This window comes from Paraburkholderia jirisanensis, from assembly GCF_054782355.1.
Genome location: NZ_BAAGSQ010000004.1, coordinates 155,025 through 174,654 on the forward strand (window position 1 = coordinate 155,025; position 19,630 = coordinate 174,654).

17 protein-coding genes and 2 pseudogenes are annotated in these 19,630 nt (G+C 62.1%); 9 read left to right on the forward strand and 10 right to left on the reverse strand.

Going from position 1 to position 19,630, the window contains the following annotated elements; translation table 11 throughout:
* Positions 1 to 53: 53 nt before the first annotated feature.
* The 5 genes from ACYVNQ_RS03225 to ACYVNQ_RS03245 form a co-directional block, all read right to left on the reverse strand.
* A complete protein-coding gene (locus ACYVNQ_RS03225) occupies positions 54 to 779 on the reverse strand; it encodes a GntR family transcriptional regulator (RefSeq protein ID WP_460900823.1) in 726 nt (241 codons plus the stop codon).
* A 346-nt stretch (positions 780 to 1,125) separates the two neighbouring features.
* Positions 1,126 to 2,052, reverse strand: a complete 927-nt coding sequence (ldcA, locus tag ACYVNQ_RS03230) for a muramoyltetrapeptide carboxypeptidase (protein WP_460900824.1) — start codon at positions 2,050 to 2,052, stop codon at positions 1,126 to 1,128.
* A gap of 38 nt (positions 2,053 to 2,090) precedes the next feature.
* Entirely contained in the window at positions 2,091 to 2,621 is a 531-nt protein-coding gene (tadA, locus tag ACYVNQ_RS03235) for a tRNA adenosine(34) deaminase TadA (protein WP_460900841.1), read from the reverse strand.
* Positions 2,622 to 2,755: 134 nt separating this feature from the next.
* On the reverse strand, positions 2,756 to 3,157 hold the full coding sequence (locus tag ACYVNQ_RS03240) for a DnaJ family domain-containing protein (protein WP_460900842.1): 402 nt from the start codon (positions 3,155 to 3,157) through the stop codon (positions 2,756 to 2,758).
* A gap of 526 nt (positions 3,158 to 3,683) precedes the next feature.
* Positions 3,684 to 4,328 carry a 2'-5' RNA ligase family protein gene (locus ACYVNQ_RS03245; RefSeq protein WP_460900825.1) on the reverse strand — a complete coding sequence of 215 codons (645 nt, stop codon included), beginning with the start codon at positions 4,326 to 4,328 and terminating at the stop codon, positions 3,684 to 3,686.
* A gap of 159 nt (positions 4,329 to 4,487) precedes the next feature.
* On the opposite strand from ACYVNQ_RS03245, the gene ACYVNQ_RS03250 reads away from it, so the two are divergent.
* Positions 4,488 to 5,591 carry an outer membrane lipoprotein gene (locus tag ACYVNQ_RS03250; RefSeq protein WP_460900826.1) on the forward strand — a complete coding sequence of 368 codons (1,104 nt, stop codon included), beginning with the start codon at positions 4,488 to 4,490 and terminating at the stop codon, positions 5,589 to 5,591.
* 34 nt (positions 5,592 to 5,625) lie between these two features.
* Here ACYVNQ_RS03250 and ACYVNQ_RS03255 read toward each other — a convergent pair whose 3' ends face one another.
* Complete coding sequence (locus tag ACYVNQ_RS03255; RefSeq protein ID WP_460900827.1) at positions 5,626 to 6,456, reverse strand: response regulator transcription factor; 831 nt, start codon at positions 6,454 to 6,456, stop codon at positions 5,626 to 5,628.
* A 184-nt stretch (positions 6,457 to 6,640) separates the two neighbouring features.
* Between ACYVNQ_RS03255 and ACYVNQ_RS03260 the strand changes: the two genes are divergently transcribed.
* From ACYVNQ_RS03260 to ACYVNQ_RS03275, 4 genes are all read left to right on the forward strand, one after another.
* Positions 6,641 to 7,489 (forward strand): carbon-nitrogen hydrolase family protein, encoded by an 849-nt coding sequence (locus ACYVNQ_RS03260; protein WP_460900828.1) that lies wholly within the window; start codon positions 6,641 to 6,643, stop codon positions 7,487 to 7,489.
* A 163-nt stretch (positions 7,490 to 7,652) separates the two neighbouring features.
* Entirely contained in the window at positions 7,653 to 8,993 is a 1,341-nt protein-coding gene (locus tag ACYVNQ_RS03265) for an APC family permease (RefSeq protein ID WP_460900829.1), read from the forward strand.
* 100 nt (positions 8,994 to 9,093) lie between these two features.
* Positions 9,094 to 10,305, forward strand: a complete 1,212-nt coding sequence (locus ACYVNQ_RS03270) for a putative DNA modification/repair radical SAM protein (RefSeq protein WP_460900830.1) — start codon at positions 9,094 to 9,096, stop codon at positions 10,303 to 10,305.
* A 13-nt stretch (positions 10,306 to 10,318) separates the two neighbouring features.
* A complete protein-coding gene (locus ACYVNQ_RS03275; RefSeq protein ID WP_460900831.1) occupies positions 10,319 to 11,794 on the forward strand; it encodes a UdgX family uracil-DNA binding protein in 1,476 nt (491 codons plus the stop codon).
* Positions 11,795 to 11,964: 170 nt separating this feature from the next.
* Here ACYVNQ_RS03275 and ACYVNQ_RS03280 read toward each other — a convergent pair whose 3' ends face one another.
* Both ACYVNQ_RS03280 and ACYVNQ_RS03285 read right to left on the reverse strand, forming a co-directional pair.
* On the reverse strand, positions 11,965 to 12,687 hold the full coding sequence (locus tag ACYVNQ_RS03280; RefSeq protein WP_460900844.1) for a MerR family transcriptional regulator: 723 nt from the start codon (positions 12,685 to 12,687) through the stop codon (positions 11,965 to 11,967).
* A 36-nt stretch (positions 12,688 to 12,723) separates the two neighbouring features.
* Positions 12,724 to 12,951, reverse strand: a pseudogene (locus tag ACYVNQ_RS03285) (MerR family transcriptional regulator); the annotation flags it as partial.
* A 268-nt stretch (positions 12,952 to 13,219) separates the two neighbouring features.
* Between ACYVNQ_RS03285 and ACYVNQ_RS03290 the strand changes: the two are divergent.
* Positions 13,220 to 13,951: a DUF4397 domain-containing protein gene (locus ACYVNQ_RS03290; protein WP_460900832.1), complete on the forward strand. Its 732-nt coding sequence runs from the start codon at positions 13,220 to 13,222 to the stop codon at positions 13,949 to 13,951.
* A 28-nt stretch (positions 13,952 to 13,979) separates the two neighbouring features.
* Here the strand turns inward: ACYVNQ_RS03290 and ACYVNQ_RS03295 are convergent, their stop codons facing one another.
* Positions 13,980 to 14,831, reverse strand: coding sequence for a polysaccharide deacetylase family protein (locus ACYVNQ_RS03295; protein WP_460900833.1), 852 nt, complete (start codon positions 14,829 to 14,831; stop codon positions 13,980 to 13,982).
* Entirely contained in the window at positions 14,828 to 15,922 is a 1,095-nt protein-coding gene (locus tag ACYVNQ_RS03300; RefSeq protein WP_460900843.1) for a glycosyltransferase family 4 protein, read from the reverse strand. The genes ACYVNQ_RS03295 and ACYVNQ_RS03300 overlap by 4 nt, the downstream gene beginning before the upstream one ends.
* Before the next feature lie 315 nt (positions 15,923 to 16,237).
* Between ACYVNQ_RS03300 and ACYVNQ_RS03305 the strand changes: the two genes are divergently transcribed.
* The 3 genes and pseudogenes from ACYVNQ_RS03305 (at position 16,238) to ACYVNQ_RS03315 (ending at position 19,476) form a co-directional block, all read left to right on the forward strand.
* Positions 16,238 to 16,555 (forward strand): helix-turn-helix transcriptional regulator, encoded by a 318-nt coding sequence (locus ACYVNQ_RS03305; RefSeq protein ID WP_460900834.1) that lies wholly within the window; start codon positions 16,238 to 16,240, stop codon positions 16,553 to 16,555.
* Complete coding sequence (locus ACYVNQ_RS03310) at positions 16,548 to 17,834, forward strand: type II toxin-antitoxin system HipA family toxin (RefSeq protein WP_460900835.1); 1,287 nt, start codon at positions 16,548 to 16,550, stop codon at positions 17,832 to 17,834. The genes ACYVNQ_RS03305 and ACYVNQ_RS03310 overlap by 8 nt, the downstream gene beginning before the upstream one ends.
* Before the next feature lie 345 nt (positions 17,835 to 18,179).
* Positions 18,180 to 19,476: pseudogene (locus ACYVNQ_RS03315) on the forward strand (IS256 family transposase).
* Positions 19,477 to 19,630 lie beyond the last annotated feature (154 nt).

Here is a 19,630-nt window from a genome sequence, read left to right on the forward strand (position 1 = left end):
CGGTTCGAATTCAGTGCAGCGCGCACCGCATCTGAGCGTGCGGGCGCCCTGCCTTACTCTGTTTTGCGCCTCGCGGCGCGCGTGCCGAACACTTCGTGCAGGTCGGCCGCGCCGGTGGCCGGGCGGTCGAGCATCTTCAGTTCGACGCTTTGCAGGTGGCGCGCCATCAACGCAGCGGCCTCCTTCGCATCGCCGGCGTCGAGCGCGGCGAGAATGGCTTCGTGATCCTCGAACGAGCACGGGCTGCGTCCCAGCGATTCGTACAACGCGGAGATCAAGGTTGAGCGCGCAACCAGTCCGCTCAGGCATTCGCACAGCACGGTGTTGCCGGTCAGCGACGCGAGTTCGGTATGGAACTGGCCCGACAGCCTGATCCACGCCGGAAAATCGCGTGTCTCGAAGGCCTTGCGTTCCCGGCCGATCATGCCGCCGATGTTCTTCAGACGCCGCGTGCCGTGACCGCCCGCGCCCGCGCAGATTTTCTCGACCACCGCGAGCTCGACGATGCGGCGCATCTCGAACACTTCGTGCACTTCCTGCAGCGTCGGGCTGGCGACGAAGGCACCGCGGTTCGGTTCGAGATCGACGAGGCGGTCGGCGGCCAGCTGCGACAGCGCCAGACGGATCGCGCCACGCTTTGCACCGAACACTTCGCAGAGCTGGGCTTCGGTGAGCTTGGCGCCGGGTGCGAGACGATGCTCGAGGATGGCCGCGCGGATGCGCTCGGCGATCGTTTCGGGCTTCAAACCTTGCGGTGACTGGGCGCTTGTCTCGGACATGATCGGGGTGCTGTTATGGGTTGCATCTTAGGGGGAGGCTCAAAATTGTCAACAATTTTGACTGTGGATTTGCGACAATTTCTGGAGCTTTTGTGGCGCGTGACGCCCGCCGGACGGCCGTGTACTGGTGGTTGGGCGCTTTTGCTGCAGGGCGGAAACCCGCTGACGTCGTTTCTGTCGATACTTTTTTGTCAACAAAAAGTGCCGAGATGGTGACGCGATGGATCGGCCGCGTGCGCTACCCGCGTGCCACATCTGTTAGACGCGCGGTCGGCCCGAAAAAACAAAAAAGCGGAGCATCGCTCCGCTTCGTCTGTCGTTTTGCCGGAATGCCCGGGATGCCGCTTTAGCCCAGCGTCGGATGTCCCGATACCGTCAGTGCGAACCCGCGCGGATGCGCGATCAGATGCGCATCCGCACCGACCGGCAGCGTCACCATGTCCGGTATATGGCCGAACTGCAGCCCCGTGACGACCGGAATGCCGATTACCGTGCGCACCTGCTCGATCATCGCGTGCAGGTCGTAGCCGTTGTCGTAGTCGAAATGCTTGCCGCCCGAAAAGTCGCCCAGCACCAACGCCTGCTGCTGCTCGAGGATGCCGGCCAGATGCAGCTGATAGATGGCGCGTTCGAGCCGGAACGGCTGCTCGTTGACGTCTTCGATAAACAGGATGCCGCCCTGCACCGGCGGTAGATACGGTGTGCCGATCAACGCGGTCAGCACCGCGAGATTGCCGCCCCACAGCGTGCCCGTGACGTCGACGGATTCAGCTTGCGGCGCATGGCTGTGGATCGTGAAGGTCGGCTGCGTCAGCGCTTGCCAGAAATGGCGCATCGTGAATTCGCTGACCGTTTCCGCACCGAAATCGCTGACCAGCATCGGCCCGCCGAACGTCGTGATGCCGCATTGGGCCAGCAGCGCGAGTTGCACTGCGGTGAAGTCGCTGTGCCCGACCAGCGCGATCGGCTCGTCGCGCAAACGGCTTTGCAGGCCGTGGTAGTCGAGCCCGTGTAGCAGACGCACCGCGCCGTACCCGCCGCGCACCGCGAGCACGATGTCGGGCAGCTCGCGTGTCGGGTCGGCCAGCCGGTTCAGCTCGGCGGCGCGCTCGCTGTCGGTGCCGGCGAAGCGCTGGTAGCGCCGCTGCGTCGCAGGCAGGTTTTCGACGTGATGCCCTTGCGCCTGCAGACGACGCAGGCCGAGATGCAAGGCAGCCGGATCGTGCGGATAACCGGAGGGGGCAATCAGTTCGATGGTGCGGTGCGCGGTCATGGGCGACGGGAATGAGGCGGGTGGTTGGTTGGAGCCGGTTAATCCGCGGCGCGTTTGCGCGCTTCTCGAGCAGCACGCCGCCGATCCGCGAAAAAGGCACTCAACGCCGCGCCGCATTCTTCTTCAAGCACGCCCCCGGTCACCGTCGCATGGTGGTTGAGCTGCGCGTTCGCGAACGCATCGACGACGCTGCCGCACGCGCCCGTCTTCGGATCGCGCGCGCCGAACACCACGCGCGCTATACGCGCATGCATGATCGCGCCCGCGCACATCAGGCACGGCTCGAGCGTGACGAACAGTTCGCAGCCCGGCAGCCGATAGTTGTCCAGCGATTGCGCAGCGGCGCGCAAAGCGGCCATTTCAGCGTGTGCGGACGGATCGTGCCCGCTGATCGGATGATTGAAGCCCCGCGCGATGACCTCATCGCCGCGCACGATCACCGCGCCGACGGGTACTTCGCCTGCGGCGCGCGCCTCTTCAGCAGCGGCCTGCGCGAGCCTCATGTAATGACGGTCGCGCTCGGAAACTGCGGGTGAAGACGTGGAAGAAGCGAGAACCTCGGCGGGCACGCGAGCGGGTGCCGGCTGCGCTGCGTCAGCCGTTGCTACTTCACGCTGGGCTGCATCACCCGTTATCTGGGATGTCTCGACGACATCGGCAGAAGCCACGCGTTGCGGCGCATCGGGTGGGTCGGATGTCGCACTCACTGCCGATTCGCGTCACCGGCATCGTCGCCGGCGACACGCTCAGACAGGCGCTCGGCGATGCGGCGGCAGTATTCGCGCGGCAGGACCATCGGCCCACCACGCAGCGATTCGAGCGCCATATCGAGCGCAAGCATTTTCGCCTGCAGCTGGCAGCGCGCGGCTCGATCGCCGACTGCGGCCAACTGATCCTGCAGACTGCGCAGCGACCGCAACTGTTCGATTGCCGGCGGAACAAAACCGGCATTCTTCAGGATACGATTGGCAATGCGCACTTCTTCGGGAACCAGCGGGTCGTCTTCGAAATTGAGCGGCGCTCCTGCACCCGGCAATTCGTCGAATTCGCCACGCGCAGCGGCGGCGGCAATGCGTTGTTCGACTAGTGCATCAAGCAATTTCATTTGCAATCCACTACGTTGCGGCTCGGGCATTCTAACAGGGTAGCGCGCGCGTGTTTGGCCCGTCACATAGACGAGACAACCTGGATTGAGATTTATCGTATTGGGTAGCGCATGCGGCAAAGTTATGGTTGATGTTTTCGTCACTAAATATGCAAAGTCATGCACATTGAAAGCCTATCGATAGGTTTCGGGCGCGCGTTTTTACGTGCTTTTGAGGGGTATCTGTGCGCCGACGCACTGCGCTTGCGATTGCGACCGGATGCGGGGCCGGTACGGGTGTCGACGCGGGGTCTGGCGCTGGTGCGAATCAGGCGATGCCGGTCTTTGCTACGCGCGCTCCTCGCCGGCGTTTTGCTGTCTATGGCGCTGAGCGGTTGCGGCGTGTTCTGCGGTGCTGGAGGCGGGAGTGGCGGCGGCTTCGGCGGGGGGTGCTCGACTGGCGTGCGCTTCTAGCTTCCAGTCGTGTCGCGCGCGGCGCGTGCGCGACGCGCGAACACACGTGCCCCGCGCAGGAATCACGCTGCCATCACGCGCCCAACGGCCAGCGCGCTAACGCGACGTGGCGAGTACGTCCGAGCAGGCTATGGACCAGCACGAATTCGCGTACCGTCCAGCGGATCGCTTCATCGAAGTGCTCGACCACGCGACGCCTTACGTGAGCGGCATCGCGATAAGCAAGCGTCACGTGCGGCGTGAACGATGTCCGCGTGCGCGCTGCGAAGCCGACACGCTCTAATGCCGCGCCAAGCGAATGACGAAACGCCATCAGCGCGAGCACACCTTCATCGGCGCGCAGCACCAAAGGACGGCCGCGAAAATTTTCGGCGCGATCGAAGGCCACTGCAAACTGGCGCGCGTCGATGGTCGCTGCAGCCCTGATCGCACGCGCAACCAGCGCCTGCGGCAAACCACCCGCGTAGTTACCCAGATGATGCAGCGTGACGTGATAGCGTTCCAGCGCCAATGGCGCGACGGCAATGCCATGTTTACCGCAGATACGTTGTGCCGTTTCCCCGATGTGCGACGCTGTCTGCACATCGGGAAAGATCGCAAAGAACAGGCCGTCGGTGGGCAATGGCACCGCGTCGAAGCCGGCCAGCGTCAGTTGCTCGTGCGGGTTGATGTCTGTGTGGTTTGAACGGTTTGCGCTGCTTGCGCCTTTGTTGCGCATCGTCGATCGCCTCGCTTCGTCGGTTCGCATGCATCGCGGCCTGCCACCGCGCAACGATGCGCAATTTACACACTGTTACGCGCGCCGCCCGTCTACGCAGGCGCGCGCTCACTATACTCGTCGCCGTGCTCGACCCTCGCTTCCCGACGACCCTTGATCATGCCGCACTTACGCTCCAACAGGAACATCCCGCTTATCGCGCTTTGCGCGACCTTACCGATTGCCGGCTTCATCGTGCCGGGCACGATATCGTATGCGGCGGGCTTCGCCTCGCCGCCAACCTACGCGCAACAACCGGGCTATCCGCAGTCCGGCTACGGACAGCCGCCCGTCTATCCGCAGCCGCAACCGGACGATGACGACGAGCAAGGGCAAGACGATCAGCAGCAACCGGTGTATGCGCAACCTTCGCCGTATCAGACGCAGCCCGCTTATGGGCAGCAGGCGCCGTATCAGGCAGGTCCCGGGGCTCAGCAACAGCAACCGGATCAGGGGCAGTCGGGGTATTCGCAGCAGCCGTATTCGCAGCAGCCGTATTCGCAACAGCCGGATCAGCGGCAACCGTACCCGCAGCAGCCGTACCCGCAGCAGCCGTACCCGCAGCAGCCGTATTCGCAGCAGCCGGATCAACAACAACCGGATCAACAGCAGCCGTATTCCGGCCAGCCGGATCAACAACAGCAACCCTATTCGCAGCAACCGGATCAACGCCAACCGTATCCACCACAACCCTACGCGCCGCAGTACGACGGGCAGCAACAGCCCGACGCGCCACAGCCCGCATACCAGCAACAGCAGCCGTATCCCGGCCAGCCCGCGTACCAGCAAGCGCCCTATCAACCGCCTTCCGCCGACGACGAAGACGAAGACGCCGACAACCCATACGCAGCACCACCCAACGCTGTCGCTGGCTACCCTGTGCAATACGGCGTCATCTCGTCGATCCAGCCACTCGGCAATCCAAACGCGGCAGGCGCCGGCGGCGTTGCCGGAACGGTGGTCGGCGCCGTCGTCGGCGGTGTACTGGGCAACCAGATCGGCCACGGACACGGGCGCAATGCCGCCACTGTGATCGGCGCACTCGGCGGCGCAGTGGCGGGCAATCAGATTGGCCAGCACTACGGCGCGGCGACGCCGGGCGGTTACCGGATCGCGGTACAGCTGCGCGATGGCAGATTCCGCTCATTCGACGTCAGCAGCGCCGGCGATCTGCATCCGGGCGACCGCGTGCGCGTGGCGGGCAACCGGCTCGACCGGTACTAGGCGAGACGGCCGCGTCGCGCGTCGTTGCGCGACGTCACAAAACCACTTGCTCCCCTTCTCCACGCCGCGGCTCGTAAAACATCGCGAACAGTTCCGATTGCGAGCCGACGCCAAGCTTCGCGTAGATATGCTTCTTGTGCGCGCGCACAGTTTCAAACGAAATCGACAGCTTCTCGGCAATCGCGCGCGACGAAAACCCGCTCAACGACAGCATCGCCACTTCGATTTCGCGTGCGGTCAGCGCGCCGCGCCCGCTCTTGCCGGTCAACATGCCAAAGCGCGCATGCGGATCCGGCACGCCGGCATCGGCTGCGCGTGCAGTGTCGTCGTTCGCAACGAACGATTCAAAGCGCAAGCGCTGCTGCATCAACGCCAGCACCCATGGAGAAAACAGCGTCAGCAACGCGATTTCGCGCTCGTCGTAGCGTCGCGTGTTGCCGAGTGAAAAGCCCAGCGTGTAATCGGCATCGATCACCACGTTGAAATGCACTTCGTCGCCGACGATGTTCTTCTTGAAGTAGCGCTGGTAATACTCCGTCATCCTGAAGTTATCGGGCGCAACGTCGGCCAGCGTAAAAAAGCCGGATTGGTGCTGCTCGAATGCCGCCAGATAGAACGGATCGAGTTGATAAAGGGCGGCCAGATAGTCCTGAAACATCAAATCGATCTTGCCGTCCGGCAGCGCCTGCTCCGCGCAGACGAGCGGCGGCCCATGGCGCGCAAAGCGCAACGCCACCCAGCTGTCGAAACCGATGTGCCGCTCGAGCACACGGGTCAGACGTGCCCAGAAATGCGGGCCATCGAGGGCATCGATGGCCGAACCGATCTCCCGATGAAAGGCGAGATCCCGCCAGTCGAACTCCATCGTGTGCTCCGGTGAGGGTAACCCTGCCGGGTAATTTCGAGACAAAAATAATAACCCGATAATCGCGCTGAACGAATCAACGACAGCACGCACGAAGCGCGCGCGGCGATAGTGCGCGAAACGTGCAGCGGGCGACCACAGCGACCGTCGCTCAATGAAAGGAAACTGGAAGGAGGCAATTCGCATGCAAGTGGAACTCGCACAACTCGCGCTCGTCGATGGCGACGTCGAGCACAACACACGCAAGGTCGTCGATGCGATCGGCCGTGCCGATACAGCCGGCGGCACGAAGTTGATCGTGTTTCCTGAAACGACGCTATCGGGTTTTCCGACCCGCGAGAATGTGGCTGATGTCGCGCAAAGCCTGGACGGTCCGGCACTCACGCGCGTGCGCAATGCCGCGCGGCAAGCGGGCGTCGCAACGGCAGTCGGCCTTGCCGAACGCGACGGCGCGCAGTTCTATAACACGACCGTATTGATCGATGCAGCCGGCGACATCGCGCTGCGTTATCGCAAAACGCATTTGTGGGCCTCGGATGTCGGCGTCTTCACGCCCGGCGACCGCTTCACGAGTTGCGTATGGAACGGCATGACGGTGGGCATGCTGATCTGCTACGACATCGAATTCCCCGAAACCGCACGCGCGGTCGCAGCACTCGACGCCGATCTGCTGATCGTCACGAACGGCAATATGGATCCGTTCGGGCCGGTGCATCGCCGCGCGATCGTTGCGCGCGCGATGGAAAACCAGATGTTCGCGCTGATGGTGAACCGCTGCGGCACAGGAGACGACAACCTGAGCTTCCCCGGCGAATCGGCACTGGTCGATCCGTTCGGCGAGATCGTTGCCGCAGCCGGCGCTGACGAAGCCGTGTTGCGCGCACATCTCGACCGCACGCGCCTCGAAGTCAGCCGCGAGCACTACAGCTATCTGCATGACGCGCGCGTGCCGCTCGGACTGACGACGAGCGTGGCCGCGGATGGCTCGCGCTCGCTCGTGATCGATGCAACACGCCGGCGGAGCATCGACTAAACCGCACAACCAGGCCGCGCGACTCGTGCGCCACTCGAGCGCGAGTCGCGCACGACTCAAACATAACCGCTGCGCGCTGCGATGTCTGGCGCAGCCATCCAGCCGTGCGACGCGACCCGCGCCGCACGCGCTCTTCAAGCCTGACGACAAAGAGGAGACACCCATGCAAGACTCGTCGACCCACGCAGCGCCCCACCTGAAACGCACCTTGGGCCTGCCTTCGGTGCTGCTGTTCGGCCTCGCCTATATGGCGCCGCTAATCGTGTACGGCACCTACGGCGTGCTCGCCAAAGCCAGCGACGATACGGCCGCCCTCGCCTACCTGCTCGCGCTGATCGCGATCGTCTTTACCGCGCTTAGCTACGGCAAACTCGCCCGGCTGTTCCCGGTGGCAGGCTCTGCTTACACCTACACGCGCAAGACCTTCAATGCGTATCTCGGCTTCCTCATCGGCTGGGCGACGCTGCTCGACTACTTCTTCCTGCCGATGGTGATCTGGCTGATCGGCGCAGCCTATCTGAACGCTGCGTTTCCGCACGTGCCGGGCTGGGTATGGATCGTCGCGTTCATCGTGTTGACGAGCGCATTGAATGTGGTCGGCATCGAGCTCGCCGCGCGCTTTAACATCGTGCTGATGATCGTGCAGCTGGCGATCGTCGCGATCTTCGTCGCGCTGTGCTGGCACTACGCTTCGGCAGCGGCGGGCCCCGGCGGCATGGCGATGGCCGAACCGTTCTTCAAACCGCACGTGCCGCTCGGCGCGACGATGGCCGGCGCGGCAATTGCGGCGTATTCGTACCTCGGCTTCGATGCCGTATCGACGCTCACCGAAGAAACCATCGATCCGCAAAAGAACATGCCGCGCGCGATTCTGTGGATCGCGCTGATCGGCGGCGCGATCTTTGTGGTGGCCGCGTATGCGATGCAGCTGGCGCACCCGGGCGTCGACTTCAAGGACACCGATTCAGCTGCCTTCGAAGTCGCGAAGATGATCGGCGGCGACGTGTTCGTGACGGTGTTTCTCGCCGGGCTGATTCTCGCGCAGTTCGCCTCGGGCATCTCCGCGCAGGCGAGCGTCGGACGCTTGCTGTACGCGATGGGCCGCGACGAGATTCTGCCGCGGCGCGTGTTCGGTTTCATTCATCCGCGCTTCAAGACGCCAGCCATCAATATCGCGATTGCGGGCATCGTCGGGCTGATCGCGTTGAAGCTGGACGTGGCGACATCGACGTCGTTTATCAACTTCGGCGCGTTTCTAGCGTTCACCGCAGTCAATCTGTGCGTGGTGCGAATCTATCTGTCCGGCAATCATGGCGAGCGCAGGATCGGTGTGATCGGCGGCCTGGTGTTTCCGTTGATCGGCGCGGTGGCCGATATCTGGCTGCTGGCGAGCCTCGAGAAAACCGCACTGATCCTCGGCGCGATCTGGTTCGTTATCGGCATTGCTTACCTGTGCTGGATCACGCGGCTGTTCCGGCAGGCGCCGCCGGAAGTGGCGATCTGATGCGTGGCGCCGGGAACAACCGTGGCGCCGGAAAAGCCCTTGTGCAAACCCGCTGAGCGCGTAGAATACTGTACATATATACAGTGTTTTGGCGCCTCACATGGAATTGCTCAAAAAGCTGGAAGTGCTGGCGGATGCGGCCAAGTACGACGCGTCGTGCGCAAGCTCAGGCGCGCCGAAACGCAGCTCGCGCGGCGTGGAAGGGCTTGGCGCCAGCACGGGCTCCGGTATTTGTCATAGCTTTACGCCGGATGGCCGTTGCGTATCGCTGCTCAAGATCTTGCTGACCAACTTCTGCCTGTACGACTGCCAGTACTGCGTGAACCGGCGCACCAGCAACGTGCCGCGCGCGCGTTTCACGCCTGAAGAAGTCGTCAGCCTGACGCTCGACTTTTACCGCCGCAACTACATCGACGGGCTGTTTCTCAGTTCAGGCGTGATCCAGTCGTCCAATTACACGATGGAGCAACTGGTGCGCGTCGCGCAATCGCTGCGCGACGAGCATCTGTTTCGCGGCTATATCCATCTGAAGACGATTCCCGACGCCGATCCCGCACTGATTGCGCAGGCAGGCCGCTACGCGGACCGGCTCAGCGTGAACATCGAATTGCCTACTGAAGCGAGTCTCGAACGCCTCGCGCCCGAGAAAAGCGCACGCACCATCAAACTGGCGATGGGTTCGATCCGTCTCGCCCAGGACGAAGCCCAGAGCGACACGCGCGCACCGAAGTTTTCGCCGGCGGGCCAGAGCACGCAAATGATCGTCGGCGCGGACACCACCAGCGACAGCACGATCCTGCAGACTGCCGAAACGCTGTACGGCTCGTACCGGTTGAAGCGGGTCTACTACTCGGCGTTCAGCCCGATCCCGGAGAGTCCTACGGCATTGCCCGCGCAGGCGCCGCCGCTGTTGCGCGAGCATCGGCTCTATCAGGCGGACTTTCTGATGCGCGGCTACGGTTTTCGCGCCGACGAACTATTCGAGCGGCCGGGCAACCTGTCGCTCGATATCGATCCGAAACTGGCATGGGCACTCGCGCATCGCGACAGCTTTCCGGTCGATCTGAATCGCGCGCCGGTGCGGGTCATCGCGCGTGTGCCCGGCATCGGCATGCGCAACGCGCAACGGCTCGTCGATCTACGGCGGGCACGGCGCATCCGCTATCACGACCTCGTGCGGCTGCGGTGTCCGATGGAGAAGATCAAGCCGTTCGTCGTCACGGTCGACTACCGGCCATTGGCAGACGACATCTCGTCGGAACGCTTGCGCCGGGTGCTGACGCCACCGCCCGTGCAACTCGCGCTGATCTAGGCGGTGCAGCACCATGTCGATCTTCGTCATCGAGGACAGTTATCAAGCATGGCGCGCTGCCGCCCTGCAGGCACTCGCGGATAATCTCGCGCCCGAGACGATCGAGTGGCGCATCGAAGCGCCGGCTTCCGCTTCTTATGAACAAGCGGTGCTCGACTATGGCGAAGGTGCGCTAACTGTGCGTGATCCACAGCAAGCGGCCCCTGTAGGCATCAATGTGCGGATCTCGCGCGACCTCGCCGAGCAGCTGAAAGACGCCGCGCTGTTTCGCGATCCGCAGCGCTGGGCGTTTCTGTACAAGGTGTTGTGGCGCTGGCAGCACGGCGACCGCGCAGTAACCTCGGCTGCCGACGGAGACGGCATGCGTCTGTACCGGATGGCCAAGACCGTGCGCCGCGACAAACACGACATGATCGCCTATGTTCGCTTCAGTCCGTACCAGGCCAAGGCCGGCGAATCCAGCGCAGACGCACCCGAGTTCGTGTCGTGGTACGAGCCCGAGCACGATGTGCTCGCATGGAGCGTCCAGCACTTCGCGCGGCGCATGGGCCGCCTGACATGGCTGATCACAACGCCGCGCGGCGCGGCGTTCTGGAATGGCCGCGCGGTGCATCTGACGCAGCGCCGTGCGTGGTCCGTCGACCATCGGCCCGATACGGCGGACGAAGCCGAGTCTCTATGGCTTGCGTACTATCGCAGCACGTTCAATCCGGCGCGGCTCAACGAAACTGCGCTCGAACAACATATGCCGGTGCGTTTCTGGAAGGGCTTGCCCGAGGGCCAGCTGATTCCGGCAATGATCAGCGAAGCGAAGAGCGGCGCACAGCGTATCGCGCAGGCAAGCGGAGTCGGCGCGTTGGGCGGCAAGGTCGTGTCGGTCGAAGCCGGGGATGCGCAGCCGCAGCGCGATGAGCCCACGTCGCTGGACGCGTGCCGGCGCTGCGAACTCTGGCAGCACGCGACACAAGCCGTCGCCGGCCGTGGCCCCGCGGATGCTCGCATCATGCTGATCGGCGAGCAGCCCGGCGATCAGGAAGACCTTGCGGGCAAGCCGTTCGTCGGACCAGCCGGACAGTTGCTCGAGGTCGCGCTGACGCGGGCCGCGCTGCCGCGGGCCGAGGTCTACCTGACCAACGCGGTCAAGCATTTCAAATGGACGCTGCGCGGCAAAAGACGCATGCACAAGACGCCGAACCAGCGCGAGGTCGATGCTTGCGGATACTGGCTCGAACACGAGTTGCAGCGCGTGCGGCCGCGCGTCGTCGTCGTGCTGGGCGCGACGGCGTTGGGGGCGTTACTGCATCAGACGGTGAGCCTGCGCGATTATGTCGATGCGCCGTTTGAAGTGGATGGCATGTGGGTGATCGCGACTTACCATCCTTCGTTTGCGTTGCGGCAGACGGATGAGGATTCGCGGGCGCGGGTGCTAGATGCGATCAGCGATGCGCTGGCGCGGGCGCGGGAGTTGAGTGAGAAGCTGAAGCCGTAATTAGCCTGGGCAGCGTGCTTGTGATGTCGAACAAAAACGATTACGTGTACCGGCGAGCCGCATCAATCGAATTATGAGTGCGCAAAAACGATTAGAAATCGATCATTTTGCTCAAATTCAATTACGCACCTGCTAAGGGCGCTAGGTCAGAATGGGCCATCAACCGCAACCTACCCCCGGTTCGCAATCCATCGCTCCTCCCGCTCGAGGCGTGCGAGCGCGAGTTCGAACATCTCTCTGGCCCGGCCGGACACGTTCGCAAGATAGCCATGCAGGAATGCGTCGGCGGGCGTGCGCGCCATGCATTCATTGCTGTAACGCTCGAACGCCGACAGCTGCATGATGATGTCGGCCAGATGCCGCGGACATTCACACGCAATGGTCACCGATGCATTAGCCATGGTCGTCAGAACGTCGTCTGCATAGCGCCGCGGTGCCGGTGGACGGTAATCGGGTTCATCGACTGTGAGGTCATCGGGTGGCGCGTCGAGGAGCTCTAGCACCACGCGCCAGGTGTCGGACCAGCTGAGTGGTTCCCGCAACGTATGCACGCCAGCCTGTCTGAGATGCTCGACTGTGCGCTCCGTGGAGAATGCGTAAACCACCGCTACCTTCGCAGCATGACAAGCAGCGCTTAGTGCAAGCACGCGGCCGATGTCGTCAGGGTGAAGCGACGGAAGATGCAGCATCAGCAGATCGGCGCGGTGCACGAGATGACTCGCGAATGCGTCGGTCATGTTGTCGAACACCGTTGGCACGATCTCAGGGTCTCGCTTTAAGGTCGACAGACTCTTTCGCACCATCCCGGCCAGCGCTGCGCCGACCACCACGATCTGCAAATCGGTGTGCGTTCGCGGCACACGCGCAGCGGATGACTTGTCGATGTGCATCAACGCGAGTCTCTCGAGCTGCTGCGCATCGAGCCTCGCGATCGATCCGATCGCGTGCCCCCGATCGACCAGGTTCTTCAGTAGCGCGACACGATGAATATCCGCCTCGCTGTAAAACCGGTGTCCCGACGCGGATTTGGGTGGCGACACGACGCCATAGCGCCGCTCCCACACCCGCAATGTCCCGACGGGCACGTTAGCAAGTTGCGCAACCGCCCCGATACGGTAGCGCGGCACGGGATCGGATGGTGCGCGAGGCGGTTTCATTTTCGCTTGTCCCACAAGGTGCCGAGATACAAGTCTAAGTACTGCCGCACCGGAAATGAAGCGCTTATCTGCAACAACCGGTGCAGATCAATCGTCTGCCAAAAGAGCGAATGGATGGCCTCGTACTGGTTTATCAGAGTCGCGGTCCAGATACGATCGCTGTTGCCGTAGAACGACTCGCATCGCTGTCTCGGTTTTGACGCAGATTGCCGCTTTCCGTCCAACTTCCCGGCTTCTATGCTGATCGCAAGGTCGTGAAAACACCGGATTGATTGTCGCTGGAAGCGCTGCTGCCGCCTGGCTGCGGGCTATGTGCAACAACAGGGAGGCTGCGATGCGAAGCGTTCTCGGCATACTGTGCGTGGTTCTGGCAAGTGCACTCGTCGCCGCATGCGGCGGTGGCAGCGATAACAATTCATCACCCGCGCGCGTGCGCGTGCTCCATGCCTCTCCAGACGCGCCCAACGTGGATGTGTATGTCGATGGCAGCAAGGTTCTTTCCAATGTGCCCTATCCGACTGCGTCTGCGTATCTGACCGTTGCCGCCGGCGCACATGAGATCAAGGTCAACGCCACCGGCACCACGACGACGGTCATCGACGTGAAGCCGAATCTGGCCAGCGGTGGCGCATACACGGCAATAGCGGCGAATTTTGTGGCAAACATTCAAGCGCTGCTAGCCACAGACGAAACATCCGCCGCGCCAGCTGGGCAAGCACGGGTTCGCGTGATCCATGCGGCACCCGATGCCGGGCCTGTCGATATTCTGGTGAACGGTTCGGTGGTGCTTTCCAACGTGAGTTTCGGCGCAATCAGCAGCTATCTGACGCTGCCCGCCGGTAGCTACAACGTCCAGGTGAATGCGACAGGAACGGCGAACACGGCGATACAGGCAACGCTGGCGGTTTCCGCCGGCGCAAACTACTCGGCCGTTGCGATTGGCTCGGTGAAGACCTCGCCGGCCAATCCTCTGGCGCTGAAGGTGCTCACGGACGGCTAGGCCGGACTCGCGCGTCGCGGCGGGCCACTTATGCCCGGCCCTTGATGCGCAGGTAGGTCCGGCTCAGTGCAGGTCGCGAATGAATCCACAGACGCCGGGCAAGCCAGGCCGCCGGCCGGTCGCGTACTTCGAGCCGGTTGATCGAGTGCTCCGCCTCGCCGGCACGCGCTTCAGCGCTTTTGTTGGTGCCCGGATGGCAAGTATAGAAATGGCGGAAACCGGCATCGAGCGCGACTTCGCGGTAGTCGTCATCGTAGTAGCCCTGCGGCCAGCACAGATGATCCGAATCGCCGCCCAGGCGTGCCTGGAACGTCTGACGAGCGGCGCTCAGGTCGTCGCGCAAACGCGTGCGTTTCTCGTCGCGACTTTGCGCGATCTGATCCCAACGTCTATGAGTATGCGTATGGCTGTGAAATTCGAACGTCCCTGCTGCACGCATCGCGTCGATTTCCGACCAGCGCAGGATTGCTTCATCCGCGCGGCCGTCGTCGATGGCAAGCTCGCCTTCGCGATGATTGAGCAGGCGCGGCAACGCCGCGGCATTCGACGCAGTATGGGCATTGGGCCGCACGCCACCCTCGCACGGCCACGCGCTTACCAGAAAGCATAGTGCCGTCAATCCATGCCGTTGCAACACGGGATGTGCGTGGACCCAGTTGTCGAGATAGCCGTCGTCGAAAGTCAGGATGACAGACTTCTCGGGCACAGGATTTCCAGCGAGGAAGGCAGCGAGTTGCCGTGAGCCGAGTGTCCGATAGCCGGCATTCGCGATATGTGCCATCTGTGCCGCGAAATGTTCCGGCGAGACCGTAATCATGCCCGGCGAGCTACTGATATGGTGATACATCAGCACGGGCACAGCGCGCGCACTGCCGGTCATGCCTGATACTCCCGACGGCACAGGCCGCGCCGATAGAAGTCGATGGTTTCGTCCGCCATATCGTCGATACCGAACTGGCCTTCGGTGATGCGGTGGCCCGCCTCACCCAGACGGGTGCGCAGTTCCGGATCGTCGATCAGTTGCACGAGCGCTGCGCGCAACGCGTCAGGATTCTTCGGCGGTACCAGCAAGCCATTCACATTGTGTTTGATCAGTTCGGGCACGCCGTCGACGTCGGTACCGATCACCGGCAGCCGTGCCGCCATCGCCTCGATATACGACTGGCCGAGCGCTTCCTGATGCGTGGGCAGCACGAACAGGTCGCAGCCTCGCAGCACATTCGGAATATCGGTACGAAACCCGAGCAAATGGATACGCTTTCGAAGCGCGAGACCGTTGACGATACTTTGGATCCGCTCAAAACGGTCACCGTTGCCTGCCATCACGATGTGCAGGTTTGGGCGCGCCGCCAGCAGCGGTTGTGCGGCAGAAATCAGGTCTTCGTGCCCCTTCTTGTCGCGCATGATCGCGACCATGCAGCAAAGCACCGCATCTGCAGCGAGCCCGAGTTCCGCGCGCAGCGTCGATTTCAGGATGGGTTCGGGCTTGACGATGCCGTCGTAGATTGTCTCGATACGCTCGGCTGCCACGCCGGCGGAGATCAGGTATCGCCGCACGTATTGGCTTACCGCGATCACGCGATGAGGGATCCAGCTGTAGGTGGCGAGCGAACTGATGGGTAGCGCGAGATGGCGGGTTCTTACCACTAGCGGCGTACGCACGAGGCGCGCGGCGGAGCCTGCGACGAGGCTGTCGTGACCGCTATGTGTATTGAGCACGTCGAACGAGTGGCGCCGCAACAATGCCTGGATAGTCATTGCCGAGCGGACATCGGCTGCGCCGCGCATTCGTGCGTGGTGCACCTTGAAACCCGATTCGGCAGAGCGCACGCCGATCCGCGCATCGTGAGGGCAAACGAGTTCCACGGTGTGCCCGCGTTCACGCAGTGCCAACATCTCCTTCAGAGTTCGAACTTCCTGGCCCCCCCATCCTTTAGACGATTCGCTGTGCAACACCTTCAATGCTTTCATCCGCCTTGTCCCCGCACGATTTTTCTGGAAGAGATGCTTGTTGCATGAAATATACCGTAACAAAGCGCGGCGTTGTAATACCTTGTATTTTTTCGGGGGATCTTGGTTTGGCTTGCTGGCGCGGCCGGGAGATGGGGGTCCGGGGCCGGTGAATCTGTCGCATGATTCGACCCAATATAAATCCAATAAAACGTGTCTTATTTCAATATTTCTTATATAAGACACAAAATTATGGAATTATTCGCCTTGATCGAAACTGAGGGTAATTCTATAATTTAGGGTGTTAACTGGCATAAATCGATATCGGTACACAATATGTTGGATTTAAGCTTCAGCAAACCGAGTGAGATCGTCAAGCGACTTTGCGAACGTCTACGCACGGAGCGGCTGGCGCAGCAGATGACGCAAGCCGACCTGGCCGGGCGTGCCGGCATCGGCACCAATACCGTGTCCAACCTTGAAGCCGGACGCAATGTCGGGTTTGAAAACGTAGTTCGCGTGGCGATGGCTCTTGGTAGAACCAAGGAGCTCGAAGATCTGTTCCTGCCGAAGCTGGACAGCATCGAGGACATTCGCCGCTATGAAAGCAGCGCCAATCGTCATCGTATAAAGAGGAAGCCCGGCAATGCCTGAGCAGGTGAACGTCTACTACGAGGGCTGGGGCGAACGGCGGCAATGGGGCACGCTGGTGTCGACGACCGCCCTCACTGGTCGTCCACAGGTCGTGTTCGAGTACAGCAATGACGCGAGGCAAAGAGGCCTTGAACTGTCCTCTTACAAGCTCCCGTTGGAGGGGCCCCAGTTGCGCCGCAACTTTCCGCCTCACCAACTGGACCTGCCAGGCCCTGTCTACGACTCGTTGCCTGACGGTTGGGGCATGTTGCTGATGGATCGCATGTTCAGGCGGCGCGGTCTCACTACGGCGCGCATCGGCCCACTGGAGCGGCTGACCTACGTTGGTAACAATGCAATGGGTGCCATGACGTTCGAGCCGGTGGCGCCCGAAGGGCATGAACCAGACGTGCATATTCCGCTGGAGCAGCTTGCCGCAGAAGTGCAGAACGTGCTCCACGGCGAAGGTGGCGAGTTCCTGCAAACCTTGCTGCTGGTAGGTGGCTCGCCCCAGGGCGCCAGACCGAAGGCCCTGGTCTATCGCGATCCCCGAACCGGCGGATTTACCACCGCCGTAACACCGGGGTTTGAAGCCTGGTTGGTGAAGTTCCCGGCCAGAGAAGAGCATGCCGAGGTGTGCGCTATCGAAATGGTCTACGCCCACTGCCTGCGCTTGTGCGGCATCGAGGCGCCCGACACGCAGTATTTCGATCTTCCCAATGGATTGGCGGCGTTTGCCAGCAAGCGCTTTGACCGCAAGGATGGCCTGCGGGTGCCGATGCAAAGCCTCGCAGCCTTTACAGGCGCCGATTACCAATCTCCAGGGGTGTTGGACTACGTCAATTTCTTGCGCGCGACGCAGATCTGTACAAACGATGTGCGACAGATGGCGCTGGCCTACGAGCGCGCCGTCTTCAATGTCGCGTTCAACAACAGAGACGATCACCCCAAGAACTTCGCCTATCTCATGTCGCGAGATGGCAAGTGGAAGCTGGCCCCTGCTTACGACGTGACCTTCTGCGAGGGACCCCATGGGTACCACCAGATGGACGTGATGGGCGAGGCACTGGCGATTTCCCGCGCAGACATGCTTCGGCTTGGTGAGGAAGCTGAGATGCCACCGGAAGCCACCAGCAGAATCATTGACGGCATTTGCGACGTGGCCAGCCAGTTTGCAGGCATCGCCGACAATCTTTACCCCGGGGTCATTACTCGAGACACGTTGCGCGCGATCCAGAATCAGATTGACCAGAACGTTGCTCTGCTGCGCCAAGGTCACAAGGGCGGCAGTCGCAAGTGAGCCTGGATGGTGTCGGTGGGCTGGCAGCGGTATGGCCGCAGTTCCTCAATCCGGCTGGCCTGCGAGCTGGCTGCCCGCGGAACAGCCAGTTGCTCCTGCCGATGACAATCGGCCAGATCTGATTCGCGATCCCGTTGTTACCCGGCATGCTTTGGGTTCGCGCACTCCCGGCAATCGACGTGTCGTCGAGGAACCGGGAGAGTTTTTTGATGGCTGACGATAGTCCCCGAACGGTCTTGAATCACTCCCACTTGATTGTCAATCGGCGGCCGGGGTCCTTGTGAGACGAGGACCTATCCGTCATTTTGTGGGCGAGGCATATCATGAGAGGTAAAAGTCATGGATATGCCAATGAAGAAGAAACGCACGGTGGCGTCTCAGGCAGCGGCGCGAGGGCCGCTGCCTGAACTGCCCAAGGCACTGCTGGACGAACTGGTTAAAGGGCCGATGACACCGGCCGAGGTGCAGGATCTGATGCTGGCGTTCAACAAGGCGATCATCGAACGTGCGATGGGCGCGGAGATGAATCTGCATCTGGGGTATCCACCGGGCGAGTCCAAACCAGCTGGACAGTTCAACGAGCGCAATGGCGCCAGCGGCAAGACGGTCATCACCGATCGTGGCGCTGTGCGCGTCGAGGTGCCGCGTGACCGCGACGGCAGCTTCGAGCCGATCCTGATTCCCAAACACGAACGCCGCTTCACCGGCTTTGACGAACGCATCATCGCGATTTACGACGCGAAGCTAGTCCCTGCGGGACGGGCGTGGCATGAGCGTGCGCGAGATTCAGGCGTTCCTTGCAGAAAGCTACGGCACGGAGGTATCGCCTGACTTCATCAGTTCGGTCACCGACGAGGTGATGGCCGAAGCCCTGGGCTGGCAGAACCGTCCGCTCGAGACGATGTATCCGGTGGTGTTCTTCGACGCACTGCGCGTCAAGATCCGCGACGACGGCGTGGTCAGCGACAAGGCGGTGTATCTGGCTCTGGGCATTCAGGCGAATGGTCAGCGCGATGTGCTGGGCCTGTGGATCGAGCAGACTGAAGGCGCGAAGTTCTGGCTCAAGGTGTTCAACGAACTCAAGACCCGCGGCTGCCAGGACATCCTGATTGCGGTCGTTGACGGCCTGAAGGGGCTGGCCGACGCGATCGGCGCGGCTTACCCGAAGACGGCGGTACAAACCTGTATCGTGCATCTGATCCGTAATAGCCTGGAATACGCCGGCTGGAAGGACCACAAGGCTGTCGCGCAGGCGCTGCGTCCTATCTACGCGGCTGCCAGCGAAGAGGCGGCAAAGCAGGCTCTGCAGGCCTTTGCTGACGGCCCCTGGGGCGCGAAATACCCGACTGTCGTGCAGTCCTGGCAGCGCGCGTGGGAGCACGTCACACCGTTCTTCGTGTTTCCGCCCGAGATCCGGCGGGTCGTCTACACCACGAATGCCATTGAAAGTCTGAACATGCAGTTGCGCAAGATCATCAAGACCCGCGGTCACTTCCCGAATGACGAAGCTGCAATCAAGCTGCTCTGGCTGGCGCTGCGTAACGTGCTGGCCAAAAACGTGCGCTCAGCCTTTGACTGGAGGTCAGCCATGAACCAGTTTGCTATCCTGTTTGGCGATCGATTCACGCAGGCGCGCGGCTAACGATTCCTTTAACCGCCTCGCCCACAAAAATGCGGACAGGTTCGCAGCAACGTAAGCGTGTAGCCGGTGACGTCTTGACGCGACGTTGGAGCTATCGGTCTACGCGGAGCTGATCAGCAACGCGCCAAGGCGTAAGTTCGTCGACGCGATTGAT